This window comes from Shewanella sp. ULN5 (genome assembly GCF_030731885.1).
Taxonomy (GTDB): domain Bacteria; phylum Pseudomonadota; class Gammaproteobacteria; order Enterobacterales; family Shewanellaceae; genus Shewanella; species Shewanella holmiensis.
Map to the genome: position 1 here is coordinate 13,730 of NZ_JAPJEE010000017.1, position 15,646 is coordinate 29,375.

Here is a 15,646-nt window from a genome sequence, read left to right on the forward strand (position 1 = left end):
AAATAACAATAAAACTAGGATGTTACCCATGCAAATAATGACATTGAATCGTAGTATTTCATTGGTGTTTGCTTCAGCTTTACTGGTCAGCGGTTGCAATGGCGCCGCGGATGGAACCGAAACTGAAACACCTGATGCTAATTACGCTATCAGCTTAAGTTTTCAAGCGATAGTAGACGGACAATGTACCCAAGCCACTAGCCAACAATCATTTTATTTAAATGAACAGTTTTGCGCTGTGGCCACATTAAAGAATGGTAGCACCCTAGTAACAGGCCAAGTGGTCGATTTTGTATTACCGTTTGGTGATGCAGCACCAGCCTCAAAGTTAACTGACAGCAATGGTCAAGCCACATCTGTTATTAGTTCTACTGTAGCTAATGCGGGAGAGCTAAGCGTTCAATTTAATCCAGCTAGCAGTGATACCGTCAGCGCCAGTCGTAACTTTGAGTTTCTGGCACTTGACTCTGTCACCCCAATTGAATCGGTAACCATTGCCGCTAGCATTAACAATGCTACTGGCACGGTCACCCGCTTTAAAGTGGATGAAGCAGTTCAACTGCAAGCCACCTTATTGGATAGCAGCAATCAAGGTATTGCCAACCAATTGGTGAGCTTTGCTGCTGGCAGCGCCAGTTTGTCTCCGGCAACGGCGTTAACCAACAGTGATGGCAAGGCCATTGTTGCCTATACTCCCGCCTTAACCGAATTAGGTGCAAGCACCTTAGTGGTTAGTACAAATTATCAGGGTAAAGAAATCACCCAATCTAGTTTTTACGAAGTCCTATCTGCCGATGATATTGCGCCAGTTGGATTGTTTAAGATGGGACGTTGGGTGTCTGAAACCGAATTTTATGAAAACGAGTTAGCCACCACCTTACCTTTGGATAATGGCGCCTACAAACTCAGCGCAGGCGGTACATTTGGCGTGACGGCAACCATAGTAACAGATAATAATGATGGCACTTTTACTCGCTTACAAACACCAACCAGCGTAACGTTCAGTTCAGATTGCTCAGCTAACAACAAAGCCAGTTTAGATTCGCCAGTAACAACATTGTCTGGCGCAGCGGGGGCGACATTCTCAGATACAAGTTGCAGTGGCAACAGTGAGCGTAGCGATCAAATTATCGCCACCGCAACGGTTGGCACTACGGCATTAACGGCTAACTTAGGGTTCTCATTAAGTCGTCAAACCTTGGCAAGCTTAAGCTTTATTTCAGCAGAGCCAAATCAAATTCGCATAAAAGGCGCTGGCGGCACGGGATCAAGTGAATCTTCTCTAGTGACTTTTATGGTGACCAGTGCCAACGGCCAGCCTACCGCGCAGCAAACCGTTAACTTCACCCTGGACACAGTGATTGGTGGCTTATCTTTTGCTAACGGTAACCCAACTGACAGCAGCATAACCAATGCACAAGGCTTAGTGAGTGTGCGAGTGTTATCTGGCACTGTTCCCACCCCTGTCAGGGTTGTTGCAACTGCTACCGATAAAGATACCACTGATGTTATTACTAGCCAGTCGGAACAACTGACCGTCAACACAGGTTTACCACAACAATTAGGTTTTAGTATTTCACCTTCAACCTTCAACCCTGAAGCCAGTAACAAAAATGGCGAAACGGTCACTATTTCAATTTATGCTTCAGACAGCTTTGGTAACCCTGCGCCAGATGACACAGTGGTTAACTTCACCGCTGAAGGCGGTCAAATACAACCTTCATGCACAACGTTAAACGGCACCTGTAATGTCACCTGGACATCGGCTAACCCCCGCGTATCAGACAACCGAGTGACCATTTTAGCTTACGCCCTAGGCCATGAAACCTTCTTTGACACCGATGGCGACAACATGTTTGGCGATGATGACGGTAATGCTATCGCCTTAGCCTGTTTAGGCGGCAACAATATCTATGTTGCCTGTAGCGGCAACGGTATGGATATCGATACCTACCATCCAGATGGGTTTGTCGATTTAGGTGATGCCTATAGAGATGATGATGAAACCGGCATGCATAGCGCTGGCGAAAAGTTCTTTAGCGCGACGGGCGGCACTATCTACGGCGGCCCAGATACTAAGTTTAATGGCCCGCAATGTTTACGCGATGATGGACGCTGTGGTACTGGTCAAGCCAACAAAACCTATATACGTAAAGCGTTTGTGCTCACTATGTCAGGCTCTACTGCTGTGATGCAATTTAACCAGGACGGTACTGATTTAGTCGCTGATTTTAGTAATATCGCCCCGATTGCCACCAATGCTCGCTCGAAGTTCGTGGTACGCTTAACCGATGATGCTAACCAAATATTACCTGCAAATACCACGGTAACGGTAACCGCGACTGAGGGTAATTTATTATTTGATAGCTACACGGTTCCAAATCGCACCATTGCAGGTGGCACCAGCACTTCGTTCACATTAGAAAATACCGGCACTGCGGGTATTAGTACCGTAACGGTAACAGTGACGACGCCAAGTGGCGTAAAAACAAATACTAGCTTTGATGTGATACTGTTATAGATTAGCTCTATATGATGAAAAATTTATCACACAGTTGAGATGTTAAAGCCCACTTTTTGTGGGCTTTTTCATATAGAGACAAAACCACCAACAGGGCTAGTCATCAGAGTTAATTCACTCATTCAAAGAAATTAACAGATCTGTTGTGGGCAAGTATTATTCTGGTTCAGTACTTAGCAGTCACTTACGATTAATGACCATTTGCTAACGCTTGTTGCTGACGGTATTTAACTCCCACTAAAGCTAAGCACGAAAACAACGCAAACATCCCCCAAAGCTGCAGCCATTGTGGTAAAACAGCCAGCCAACCGCTGCCCATTTGATTGAGATTTAACATACCGCTAATCGCTGGCACAGCAGGGATGATTTGTGATAACAACAGCAGTGGCTCAGGAATTAATGCCAATGGCCATACAAATCCTGCCACAAAAAGGATTGGCATAGAGATCAATAAAAAGAACTGTGTCGGCAAATCTGGACGAACAAACAGACTACTCACTGCCGTCCCTAATGCGGCAGTAGCGAGAATAAAGGGCAGCATAAACAAACTCACTTCAGTCATGGTCGCTAACACACTAACATCATAAAAATAAAAACAATAACCTAGATAAAATATCGCTAAAACCGCATAAATACTGCTAAAGGTTAGCACTCGCGCTGACACCAATAACAGCGGTGACACCGACTGCCAATAACCTGTTGTTCGCCACTGACTGGCACCCAAAATACAAATGCCAATCAGCATAGTTTGATGTAATATGAGTAAAAATAGCCCAGGTACCACATAAGGCGTGTAACCTAAGCTGGGATTAAATGCAGGTACTGAGTTGATGGTGATGGAATCTAAGGACTTTTCAACTTGTGCAGCCGTTTGACCGCGCGCTAATAGCCCCACCATTTGAATCTGTTTACTGGCGTCCATGCCCGCACTAACTAGGCCTTCAACAACCGCTGAGTAAATTAAAAAATAACTGGCATCACCGCCATAACTTAACGTCGCACCTTTACCTAATAACAAGCTGCGTCGAAACCCTTCAGGAATAACCAGTAAACCGTGTGCTTCACCTGAGGTTATCCATTGTTTGGCTTCATCGACACTCGGTAGAACCGCCTGCACTCTGATTTTCGAACTGGCATCGGCATGACGAATTACCCGACGACTTAATGATGAATGATCATGATCAACAACCACTATGTTCTGCTCAGTCGGAACCTGGTTTAGGTATGGCAGCGGATATAACACCGAATAAAATAATACCGCACCAAATATGGTCAGCACCAAGTCTTTATCAGACAATATCGATTTTAAATCTCGCCACATCAGTTGCCATAAAGTCATCATTGACTCCCTTCTTTTTCAATGGGACGACGCTCAAGAGCAAAATGGCTGAGTATAAAAATAATCGGAATAAGCGGCAGAAAAATCCAATATGAGCCGAGCTGAGCCAACAGTTGTGGCAAGGTCTCACCATAACTAACAATCCCCACATGTGAGTCAATGTAATGACTCGATGGCATAATTAAGCGCCACCACTGGGCGATTAATGGCATTTCATTTACCGGGAAAGTTATCCCCATAAAGGCGAATGCAGGGGCAAATAAGGCCGTACAAATACTAATACAACTGGCTTTTTCTCGTATTATTAAAAAAATCAAACAGGCAATTAGCCACAGGGTTAACAACATCACTAATTGGGCAATTATTAATAATCCTATTGAACCGGCTATCGGCAAGGCTAAGTAAAGATATAACCACACCAAAATAAAGCTGCCATGTATTAACATAATTGGGGTTAATAGCAGCACTTTTGCTATCACTGTTTTCCAAAAATCAGCGGCCAACTTAGGCTGACCCTCAGCAGGCTTGAGCTCAGCATTAAGTGAATTCATAAAGACAAATACAGAGAGTATTTGCCATAAGGCTATCAATACCGGTGGGACTAAAAATCCTACGTAGTTGTTATTGCGATTAAACAGCGCAGTGGTTTGACTGGTGACAGGGGATAAACTGACAGCAAGGCTTTCACTATGGGTGCCGCTAAGCAATAGCTTTTTAGCGCCCAGTGTTAATAAACCATTGCCTAAACTCAACTGAATTTGACTGGATAACAGCTTACCCACTAATAAAAATTGACTGTTATAACGGATGTCTATCAATGGTTTATTGGCGGTAACTAAGTCTTTATTCATGCCAACAGGAAACACCACTAAAGCGTAAACTTTTGCTTGGCGCATATCGGCTTCTGCAGTGGCGAGATTGGCGTAAGATTGCGGTGAAATAACCGCATTAGCTTGTAGGTTTCGCGTCAACATACGCGATACCTGACTGTTGTCCAGATCGACCACGGCAACCGGAAGCTGTCTTGGTAAACCAGCACTGAACAACCACCATAAACACAGCATGCTTATCAAAGGAATGTAGCTCACCATAGCAAGCTGCCATGGTGAGCGCCAAAGTTTATTTAGCTCAGAGAGACAACGCTGTTTGACAGTCATGGTAGCGCTTATTCTGCATCAGGGAGATACAATACCGACATACCTACACGTAAGTCGGCAATGGGCTGGTTAGGATGCAATAAAACCTCAAAGGTGCGCATATCAAAATCATGACCACTTTCGGTTGAACGCCAAGTAGCAAAATTACCCATCACACTGACGTATTCAACAGTAAACTCGACCGTTTTATCTAATGCAGGTAGGCGCAATGCAACAACAGTACCTTGTTTGAAATGCGCTAATTGATCTTCACGCACTTGCATCACAGCCCAAGCATCTGACATATCAATTAGGCTAACCACAGGAAAGCCACTTGGTGCTAATTCACCGGCTTGCAATAGCACTTCACTGACTTCAGCATTTTTAGGTGAGCGCATTTGGCTATCAGCTAAAATCGCGCTAACCTCTTTTACCGCACCTTCAGCCATTCTGGCATTGCCTTCGGCCGCGGCTTTGGTTTCAACTCTGGCGCCTTCTTGTGCCATTTGGTACATGGCAAAAGCGGCTTGATCTGTATATTTTGCCGCTTGCCATTGGGTATAAACCTCATCACGCTTTTGGCGAGGCACCACACCTTCATTAAACAGATTCTCAATACGTTGATAGGTTTTTTGCATCAATTCTGTGGCGGCTTTCGCTTTTAACCATTGTTCTTTAGATGCGGTAATTTGTTGCTGTCTGGCACCGTTATCGGCCTCCTGCTGCATCGCTTTCGCAGCGTCACGACCGCCTTCTGCTTGCATCAGTTTGGCGTTTAGCTCAGGGCTGTCAATCACAAATAAAATGTCATCAACGGCAACTTTATCTCCCTTACGAACCATCACCTGCTCAATGCGGCCTGGCACTTTAGATGAAATATTGTATTCACGGGCTTCAATTTGTCCCTGTAAAAATACCGGCTTAGGTGCAAACGCTAAATTAACACCATAAGCTAAAATCATAGCCAAAATTATCACCGCCAACACGGCTAAGATTTTATTTGCTCGCATGTGAATTCTCCTGCTGCGTTCGTCCAATAAACTCATCTAACTGACCACTGATTGCCATTAATTTGGCATAAGCTTGTAAATAACGGTACTTGGCACCCAATTGCTGTGTTTTAACGGCGTTCAGCTTTAGCTCGGCATCCACGCGATCTACTGAGGTCGATAACCCTTGATTAAAGGCTAACTCACGTAAGCGTAAATTCTCAGTCGCTAAGGCTAATGAAGTATTCAATGCCGCAACTTCTTCATGCGCTTGTAACAGTTGTCGATAACTTTGCTCAACCAACAAACCTAAATCTTGCTGGGTTTGTGCTTTGGTATGTCGAGCCTGAAGCAAGGCGCTTTTAGCTGCTTTGACTTTACCGCTGTGACCATCTCGACTCAGTAAAGGCACTTTAACCCCAACGCCCACCATCCAATTTGGCTCAATTTGAGAGAACAAACTATCATCTTCATATAAAGTGTAATTACCGTATAAAAACACGGTTGGGTAATAGCCACCCTTTTCTAAATCGACTAAACCATTAGCCTGTAACTCTTTAGCCTCTAACAGTTTTAAGGCGGGATGTTGTGTCATAGTCAACTGGCTTAATGGCCCTAATGCCGGCTGATGCTCTAACATGAATAAAGGGGATAAGGGCTCGACATGACTTGCTTGTAACATACGGCTCAACGCAATTGATGCCATTTCAAATTGGCGGCTAGCACTGCGTTGCGAGACCTTGGCGTTTTCTAATGCCACTTGTGCATTTAAACGCTCAACGGTAGCGATTTGACCTTCGCGCTCTAATTTTTCAGCATGGCTGGCATGAACAGTTAATGAATCCACCAGTTGCTGCTGAGTCTCAGTTAACACCCGAGTAACGGTTACCGCATAATACCTATCGACTAATAAGGTGAATAAATCACGCTGTACTAAAGCAAGCTCTTGCTGTTTTTCAGCCACTTGCGCAGCTTTAATACCTTGCGCTGCAGATATTCTACCGCCGGTATAAATAGGCCACATCGCCTGTAAACTCGCGCGGAACACATCTTGCTCGGTAAAGGGGGTCACAAACATTGAACCTGGAATAGCGGCAAGAGCTTGACCCAATTGAGGCGGTAAGACACTAGGATCAATGGATGCTAATGGGTTTAAATCGCGTAAATCAAGTTCAATGGGTTTTTCAAGGTGAGTATAGCTGCCCGCAATATCAAGTGCGGGGTAGCTTAGCGAGTTACTGGCCTCTTGCTCAGCCTGAGCACGGTTGACTTGCTGAGTTTCAGCTTTAAATTTATCACTGACTTGCTGCAGTTGTTGCCAAGCCTGAGCAAAGGTTAGCGCCGAAGCGGGTTGACTATATTGCGCGCTTGGAGAGTCAGCATACGCCAATGGGGCAATACACACAGTCAAAAAGGATATTGATGCCATTAAACAGCGTATCAATGTCTGTTTAGCTTGCTGCAACGTTTGATTTAAAGGTTGTCGATTAAACGATATTTCCATGTTACCACCGTAAATAGAGTTTTAACTCTAATAATCCTTCAAGTATAAATGACTTACGTTTAATTACCCAGAGAATATACCAAACTCAAATCAATAGCAGCTTTGTTGAAGACGCACATTTATAGCTTAAAGAGCTTCAGCTTAGGCTATGTATACCTAAGCTGAACCTCGATAATTTATGCCGTGCCACCAACAGTGAGTTTATCAATTTTCAATGTTGGCTGCCCCACACCTACCGGAACACTTTGGCCATCTTTACCACACACACCCACACCTTTATCTAAAGCAAGATCATTGCCTACCATAGATATTTGACTCATGGCCTCTGGGCCGTTACCAATAAGCGTAGCACCTTTAATAGCTTGAGTGACTTCACCATTTTCAATTAAATACGCTTCAGATGCCGAGAACACAAATTTACCCGACGTAATATCCACTTGTCCGCCACCAAAGTTAGGTGCATAAATGCCTTTTTTCACCGACTTGATAATTTCGGCAGGATCTGACTTACCTGCTTCCATGTATGTATTTGTCATACGTGGCATAGGTAAATGGGCATATGATTCACGGCGACCGTTACCGGTAGATGCCTGCCCCATTAAACGCGCATTAAGCTTATCTTGCATGTAACCTTTTAAAATACCGTTTTCTATTAAGGTGGTCTTTTGTGTTGGCACGCCTTCATCATCAATGCTCAGTGAACCACGACGATTCTGCATGGTGCCATCATCAACAACCGTCACCAGACTCGATGCCACAGGTTGCCCCACTTTACCGCTAAATGCACTGCTGCCTTTGCGATTAAAGTCACCTTCTAAGCCATGTCCGACAGCTTCATGTAACAATACACCTGGCCAACCGCTACCTAATACCACAGTCATTTCACCCGCGGGTGCATCTACTGCGTGAATATTAACTTGCGCTTGGCGAACGGCTTCTCTGGCAAACTCAAAACTGTGCGGTAACCCAGCATCATCTGTGGTTAAAAATACACTGTAGTCATGACGTCCACCGCCACCGGCACTGCCACGTTCACGTTTGCCATTTTCTTCTAAAATCACACTGCAATTAAAACGGACTAAAGGCCGAACATCTGCCGCTAACGTTCCATCGCTGGCAGCAACCAGAATTTCTTCATGTACGCCTGATAAGCTGACAACCACTTGAATCACTCGACTATCTAAGCTGCGAATATAAGCGTCTGCTTGTTTTAATAGCTCAATTTTTTTCACTTCATCCATTGCCGCAATCGGATCGGCGCTGTCATATAAAGCAATGTTTTGCGTACGACTAAACGCTTTTACTTTATGTTGCTCACCTGCTAAAGCGATACCTCTGGCCGCCCTAGCCGCAGCGTCTAACGCCGCAGGCGTGATTTCATCTGCATAGGCAAAACCAGTCTTTTCGCCAGTAATCGCACGAACGCCCACACCACGTTCAATGTGGAAGCTACCCTCTTTGATAATGCCATCTTCTAGCACCCAGGACTCATGGCGACTGCCTTGAAAATACAGATCAGAGAAGTCAATTTGATGTTGGTGAATAATGGCTAAATAATCTTGCAGGCCATCTAATGTCAAACCACCTTGAAATAAGCTTTGCTCAACTTGTGATAAAAAAGGCATTAATATTCTCTTTATTCAATCTAATCAGCCCACAGTTGCTAGTTTGCAAGCATGGGGTCAATAAAACGATTATGCCCTAACACAGGCATTTGTTGGCGAATTTTTGCAACTTGTTGTAAATCTATTTCTGCTTGAACCCAACCTAATCCTTCTGGACGCTCAGCAATCACCTTGCCCCATGGGTCGACAATCATACTATGTCCCCAAGTTTCACGGCTGCCCTCATTATGTTGCCCCCATTGTCCGGCACCTAATAAATAACATTGAGTTTCAATCGCTCTGGCCTGTAATAAAACCTGCCAATGTGCTTCGCCAGTCACCTTGGTAAAGGCTGATGGTAATGCAATGATCTCGGCTCCTGCAAGGCGTAGCGCGCGAAACAAATCCGGAAAACGAATATCATAACAAATGGCTAAACCTAGTTTACCAAAAGGTGTATCTACTACGGTAATACGCGAGCCTGGGTGGAAAGTATCACTTTCGCGATAGTTTTTTGTACCATCTGCAACATCCACATCAAACAGATGTAATTTATCGTAAGAGCCAATTGTTTTTCCGGTATCGCTAAACACGTAACTGCGACTATATACTCTATGGTCATCCGCGCGCATAGGAATAGTACCAGCCACCATATACACTTGGTAACGTTTGGCTAACGTCGCTAAAGCTTGTTTTAGCTCACCTTCATCGTTAGTGCCGGCATATTGCAACTGTTGCGATTCATGACCACCAAATAGCAAACTGCACTCGGGTAGCACCACCATTTGTGCCTGATGAGTGTGTCTGGGTAACTGTTTAAGCTGCGTGTCGATATACGCTAAATTCGCCTGAACGTCTCGACTGCTTTGACACTGTAACAAACTGATTTGCATGACTGTCCTTTTTCACTTGTCGCAGGTTACTTACCTTGATATTGTCAGTTTTCTGCAGGGTGGCTGATGGCTTTTGAGGGTCAACCTTGGTCGGCTCTGGCACATCATTTGGTTTGCTATCTTGAGCATCTGTTGCGGGTATGATGCCTTTTTGGCGAAGAATTGCCTCAGGGATCTCGATCTCTTTACTTTTACGCTCCAATTCTTGAATTTGAGGATTGTCCAGAGTGCCCGTAATTCTAAAACGAATTTCAGAGATGACTTCAATAACTGGCTCTAATACTTTAGTCAGCGCAAACGCTCCAATTCCCAAGGTCCATGCACTGGTACTTAAAAACACCACAGTAGGCACACTTGAAGCAAGTTGAGGTAAAAAACGCACATCATAATTCAAACTTTGGGTGGTTAAGTCGGCGTAACCTCGGACTTTCATATCGCCTGCCACTGTGTCCATTTCTGTGTCGGTAGTTTTAACCACGCCGTCTGCGATATCTAAATGGCCTTGAAAGCTGTCAAAGTATAGACCTGAACCAAATACATCAGAAAAATCAAAGGACAATTTACGTAAAATAGAATCTAAACTGAATAAAGAAAATATGCGCGCACCTTTATCGCTAATTTCAGATAAATGTCCTTTTCCAAAATCAAACTTTATTTTGCCATCAAGGGTTTTTAGCGAAAAACTATAGGGTGCGCCTTGCCATGATAAATCCCCTGCCAACGAGAGCGGAGCATCTTTTAAACCAGGGTTAATCCCTAACAGACTCGATATTTCATCAAATTTATCCGCTTTCAAACTCACATCAAACTGAGTCATGCTGTCATCTTCAGTCTTTTGCCATACCCCTTTAGCTTGTGCGGTGATGTTTGAAGTTGGATTCGTTAAAGAAATGGTTTGAAAACGATATCCTTCAGCATACGGAGTTGCTTGCATTTCTAAATGACCAAACTGCATATCAAACACTTTAAAATCATCTACATCTATCGCTAAAGGCGGCATGTTGTCTAACAAGGTGTCTGGGCTAAACTCAGCATCGGTTTGCGATTTTATTTTTGGGGTTAAGTGCAGTTTATCTGCCACAATTTTTAGCCCCTGTTCACGCCAGCTTTTATAAAAGTCGACTCGTCCAACAAATTGATCTGAGTTAACATCAAAACGCCAAACGTCATCTTTAGGCGCCGCCGCAAGTTTAAATTGGCTAAAACTTTGCGCTAACAAGTTGAATTTGTTAATGTTGGCATTAATCTGTACTAAAGATGGGAATACTGATGCTGGCGGATTATCCTCTGCTACCTGAGCATCGGGTTTAGTTTCTGTAAAACGGGTAATAATAGGTAACCACTCAGCAAACATGGCTTGGTTCATATCAATAGTGATACGGCCGTCTTGTTTTACTAAGGTATCGCCTAATTTAAACTTACGCCCTAGCATTAATTCATAAAACTGTAGATGATGAACATTCTCATGGTTGCCAAATTCGCCCCAAAATTCAGCTTGTTCCGCAAGCTTTATGCTTAATGAAGATTGCTTATTATCACCAATCACCTCGACTGAAAGCGGTTTAATTTCATCTGCCGATTTAGTGTATGGTACAGGAAGAGCAAAACTGACGCCGCGTAAATCAGTGTCGGCTTGGGCACGGAAACTATAGCCTTGCTCACCAAACATCATCATTAAATGGCCACTCCAGTCAAAGTTACCTTGGTAATAGTCACTTAATGGTGTGGTAAATGATGGCGGTAATTCTCCAATATCAAAGTGACCATCAAAATCAACATCTAACACCTGCTGTTTCTTGCGTTCTTTGGTTGCAAAACTAAATGTAAAATCTTGGTCAAATAATTTGGCCTGTAATTTTTGCCCTGAAACAAGGTTATTATTAAAGCTAATAGCCCCTTTCACGCGGTTGAGTTGAATCCCCGGCTTGGCGATATAAACGGGATTGTTATCAAAGTTGACCGTCCCTTTAATGACAGGTTTATCGCCGTCATAAAGTGGAATGGCTAAATCTAATTGTGTGCTAATGGCTTTACTGACTTGTACGACCGCTAGGGTCTCACCAACACTTTGGCGCAATGGCGATGCATTCATCACTTGCGCAGCGGCCTTAGCATCAGTGTTTAAATCGGCCGTCACCCTTAATAAAGAATTTGCACCCAACTCAGGGATCCATACTCTTGCACCATCGACCTTCACTCGACCTAAATTGCCGCTGTTGATCGTTAAGTCCATCAGTTTGTTTTCAAACAACGCGTGCAAGTCAAGTTGCTTCACCGCTGGCCAATCAGGTTGGAACTTAAACACCCCCTGTTCAATAGTAAATTCAGCCTGAAACACACCATCAAAGTCAGTGTAGGGATAACGATTAAATGCCCCTCGCCAAAGTACATTAGCATGATGAATACTTCCAGCCTGTAGACCAGCAGTTAAGTAATCAACTAAGCCTGGAGACATGGCCATGAGCGGGAAGTAATTACTGGCTTTAGCCACATCATAAATATCCACATTTGCCGCAAGCGCCATATCGGCTTGCTCTAAAAAGTGCATATTTAAGGCAGCTTTCAAGTTAATTTCTTCGTTGAAAAAATGAATATTGGGTACTAACAGTTGCATGTCATTAACATTAAAACTGGCTGTTAAAGCTTTACCTGTTAGCTGTAATGGCTGATTAAAGCCACCGGCAAAGTCAATTTGATATTGTTGCTCAGGCAACACAACCTGCAAGCTGCTATCTGCCCAAGCCAACTGGATGTCGATAGGGCTCAATCCCGGCACTTGTGCAATAGGTTGCCATTCAAGTTGGGTTAACTTCGCGGTTGCTTGCCAAGGTTGATTTTGTGCTTTGTACACTTTGATAGGGCCAATATCACCTTGTAAATCAACATTGCGCCATAAGGCCACATGCTCACGCCCCAAATTGGGTATAAGCGGCAATAAAGGAGCCAACATTTGCACATTAATTTGGCTTAGCTGACCAAAAAATTGCGCATTTTGATAGGCTAATGATAATGACAATTCCGGCCATGATTGCTGGTTTGATTCAATAACAAAGTCATGACTGTTAATTTGCCAACCTGCTTGGCTTGTTTGCCAAGTTAATACACCCGATTGAATATTAAAGCGCTGCATGTCAGAAACAGGGGCTGAGACTATCTTTGTTGCATTATCCGCTGACGTATTAGACACAGCTGATGATGCGCTAGCCCCAGTATGCGGTAGGTTTTTTTTATCACGCCACTGCAGCCAACTGGGCTTAAAGGTGAGCAAGCCATCTTGAATGCTTCGGTTTTCAAATTTAAGCCAAGCCTCTAGATTGACAACACCTTCAAATTCGATTTTATCTTGGTTAATTAATGGATTTTTTCGTCTTGAGGCCCACTCACCTAAATCCAAATCATCTGCAACGACATAAATATCACCGCTAATAGTCTCCGGTTTATAGCCATCTCCAGTTAAGGCGATTTGTAGTGATAGGGACTCTTTCGCCGATACTTTTTGATCGATAAACACTGAACCTTGGCCCTGGTGTTTACCCTCTTGATTCAGCCAAACCAAGTTTTCTAAATAAATAGGATGAAAGTCATGCTGCGAACTAAATAATTGAACTGAAACATCATTGATAGAAAAATGCTCCAGTTGCTCCAATAGTAAGGCATATAACCAGTCGAGATTTTTGTTCGAAGCCAAGGGGACGTTGGGATCTGCTATGGTTTCTTCAGCAGCCTCTTCAACGACATTTTTCTTCGGCAATTGATCCAAATTTATCGCTAAATGAACCTTATCAAAACTGACGGTTTCAATTTGCGGTGATAGCGTTAAAAAAGACTCCCAGAAGTCGAGCTTGATATGCACCTGCTCACTAATCAGCGTGACTGGCAGGTGGGGTTGAGGCGGTAATATTAAATCTTTAATCGTTAAAGAGGGCCCATAAGCCTGCCATTTTGCGGATATTTCCCCAATTTCTAAGGCCACCCCATAACGGCTTTCAACATACGTTAATATTTCATGCCTGACTTCAGGCACATGGGGCAGTAGACCTCTAACTAGACTGACACCAAGCGCAAAAAGCACCAACAAAATTGCAAGTGCTTGTAACAAGGTTCGCCCTATGGTCGTCAGGTACTTTGAAGTCACTACATCATCACTACATCATATTTGTTTTGTGCATACATGGTTTCATTTTGTAATCGAATACGCTTACCAATATACACTTCTAACTCGGCAAGTAAGTGGCTTTCATCACCACTTAAACTCATGTACACCGCTGGCGAGCAATACAACAAAAACTCATCCGCTTTATAGGCACGATTTAGACGGATTATCTCCCGAAAAATTTCATATGACACGGTTTCAATGGTCTTCATCGAACCTGTGCCTAGGCAGGCTGGGCACTCGCCACACACTACATGCTCTAAACTTTCACGGGTGCGTTTTCGGGTCATTTCAACTAAGCCAAGCCCCGAGAAACCGCTGACACTGGTTTTGACTCTGTCTAACGCTAATGCTGCGTTGAGACTTTCTAACACTCGCGCTTTATGATCGCTTTCGAGCATATCAATAAAGTCGATAATAATAATGCCGCCAAGATTACGTAATCTGAGCTGCCTTGCGATGGCTTGAGTGGCTTCAAGGTTAGTGTTAAAAATCGTTTCTTCAAGATTGCGATGCCCAACGAATGCACCGGTATTAATATCTACCGTAGTCATGGCTTCGGTTTGATCTATGATCAAATAACCACCCGATTTTAATTCGACTTTACGCCCAAGAGCCCGTTGAATTTCATTCTCAACATCATACAGTTCGAAAATAGGTGCAGGACCGCCATAGTGTTCAATTTTATCGGCAATCTCTGGCATAAACTCTTGCGCAAACTGCTGTAGTTCGGCAAAGGTTCGGCGGGAATCCACTTGAATATGATCGAGTTCAGTACCCACAAAATCACGAATAATTCTTACGGGTAACGCCAGATCTTGGTAAAGCAAACAAGCACCTTTACGCTTACGCCGCTCACTGACTTTTGCCCATACACGACGTAAAAATGCGGCATCTTGAGCTAATTCATCTTCACCGACGTTTTCAGCTGCGGTACGTATGATAAACCCGCCATCTTCATCAACATAAGGCAAGGTGATCTTTTTCAGTCGCGCGCGCTCTTCTTCTAACTCAATCCGTTGTGATACGCCTACGTGGCTTGAACCAGGCATAAAGACTAAATAGCGCGATGGCAGGGTGATGTCGGTGGTTAATCGAGCCCCTTTAGTGCCCAAGGGGTCTTTAACCACTTGTACCATAATATCCTGACCTTGACGCACAAGCTCAGCGATATCACGTACAACAAAATTACCTTTTTCGACATCGGCCACACATTCAGTGTGCGGCACAATATCTGACGCATGTAAAAAAGCCGCCTTATCCAAACCAATATCGACAAAAGCGGCCTGCATGCCCGGTAACACTCGGCTAATTTTACCTTTATAGATATTGCCTACCAAGCCTCGTTTCATTCGACGCTCGATATGCACTTCTTGCAAAACGCCATGCTCTACTAAGGCAACACGAGCCTCTGTAGGGGTAACATTGATCAGTAACTCCGAGCCTTTTTTACGCTGAGCTTTGATATTCATAAGCCACCAGTATTCAGGTCACATAGATACTCAAT

The 15,646-nt window shown here is 43.9% G+C and carries 9 protein-coding genes; 1 reads left to right on the top strand and 8 read right to left on the bottom strand.

The annotated features are described in order from the left end of the window. The first annotated feature begins 28 nt into the window (after nt 1–28). Nucleotides 29–2,521 carry an Ig-like domain-containing protein gene (locus ORI98_RS14680; protein WP_371931172.1) on the top strand — a complete coding sequence of 831 codons (2,493 nt, stop codon included), beginning with the start codon at nt 29–31 and terminating at the stop codon, nt 2,519–2,521. A gap of 190 nt (nt 2,522–2,711) precedes the next feature. On the opposite strand, the gene ORI98_RS14685 is transcribed toward ORI98_RS14680, so the two are convergent. From ORI98_RS14685 to rng, 8 genes are all read right to left on the bottom strand, one after another. Further along, nucleotides 2,712–3,860, bottom strand: a complete 1,149-nt coding sequence (locus ORI98_RS14685) for an ABC transporter permease (protein ID WP_306135769.1) — start codon at nt 3,858–3,860, stop codon at nt 2,712–2,714. Continuing rightward, the gene (locus tag ORI98_RS14690; RefSeq protein WP_261298999.1) at nt 3,860–5,017 is read right to left on the bottom strand and encodes an ABC transporter permease; all 1,158 of its coding nucleotides are present in this window, start codon (nt 5,015–5,017) and stop codon (nt 3,860–3,862) included. Before ORI98_RS14690 ends, ORI98_RS14685 begins: the two co-directional genes overlap by 1 nt. An 8-nt stretch (nt 5,018–5,025) precedes the next feature. Beyond that, a complete protein-coding gene (locus ORI98_RS14695) occupies nt 5,026–6,006 on the bottom strand; it encodes an HlyD family secretion protein (RefSeq protein ID WP_306135728.1) in 981 nt (326 codons plus the stop codon). Further along, the gene (locus ORI98_RS14700; RefSeq protein WP_371931173.1) at nt 5,993–7,489 is read right to left on the bottom strand and encodes a TolC family protein; all 1,497 of its coding nucleotides are present in this window, start codon (nt 7,487–7,489) and stop codon (nt 5,993–5,995) included. The genes ORI98_RS14695 and ORI98_RS14700 overlap by 14 nt, the downstream gene beginning before the upstream one ends. Before the next feature lie 176 nt (nt 7,490–7,665). After that, entirely contained in the window at nt 7,666–9,114 is a 1,449-nt protein-coding gene (gene tldD / locus ORI98_RS14705) for a metalloprotease TldD (protein WP_306135729.1), read from the bottom strand. Between the two features lie 38 nt (nt 9,115–9,152). Next, nucleotides 9,153–9,986 carry a carbon-nitrogen hydrolase family protein gene (locus ORI98_RS14710; protein WP_306135730.1) on the bottom strand — a complete coding sequence of 278 codons (834 nt, stop codon included), beginning with the start codon at nt 9,984–9,986 and terminating at the stop codon, nt 9,153–9,155. Continuing rightward, the gene (locus ORI98_RS14715) at nt 9,910–14,121 is read right to left on the bottom strand and encodes a YhdP family protein (RefSeq protein ID WP_306135731.1); all 4,212 of its coding nucleotides are present in this window, start codon (nt 14,119–14,121) and stop codon (nt 9,910–9,912) included. Before ORI98_RS14715 ends, ORI98_RS14710 begins: the two co-directional genes overlap by 77 nt. Next, nucleotides 14,121–15,611, bottom strand: coding sequence for a ribonuclease G (gene rng / locus ORI98_RS14720; protein WP_188842533.1), 1,491 nt, complete (start codon nt 15,609–15,611; stop codon nt 14,121–14,123). The genes ORI98_RS14715 and rng overlap by 1 nt, the downstream gene beginning before the upstream one ends. Nucleotides 15,612–15,646 lie beyond the last annotated feature (35 nt).

Bases quoted from the DNA above. Each gene is read 5' to 3' on its own strand.
- ORI98_RS14680 (WP_371931172.1), top strand. From the start codon at position 29: ATGCAAATAATGACATTGAATCGTAGTATTTCATTGGTGTTTGCTTCA.
- ORI98_RS14685 (WP_306135769.1), bottom strand. From the start codon at position 3,860: ATGACTTTATGGCAACTGATGTGGCGAGATTTAAAATCGATATTGTCT.
- ORI98_RS14690 (WP_261298999.1), bottom strand. From the start codon at position 5,017: ATGACTGTCAAACAGCGTTGTCTCTCTGAGCTAAATAAACTTTGGCGC.
- ORI98_RS14695 (WP_306135728.1), bottom strand. From the start codon at position 6,006: ATGCGAGCAAATAAAATCTTAGCCGTGTTGGCGGTGATAATTTTGGCT.
- ORI98_RS14700 (WP_371931173.1), bottom strand. From the start codon at position 7,489: ATGGAAATATCGTTTAATCGACAACCTTTAAATCAAACGTTGCAGCAA.
- tldD (WP_306135729.1), bottom strand. From the start codon at position 9,114: ATGCCTTTTTTATCACAAGTTGAGCAAAGCTTATTTCAAGGTGGTTTG.
- ORI98_RS14710 (WP_306135730.1), bottom strand. From the start codon at position 9,986: ATGCAAATCAGTTTGTTACAGTGTCAAAGCAGTCGAGACGTTCAGGCG.
- rng (WP_188842533.1), bottom strand. From the start codon at position 15,611: ATGAATATCAAAGCTCAGCGTAAAAAAGGCTCGGAGTTACTGATCAAT.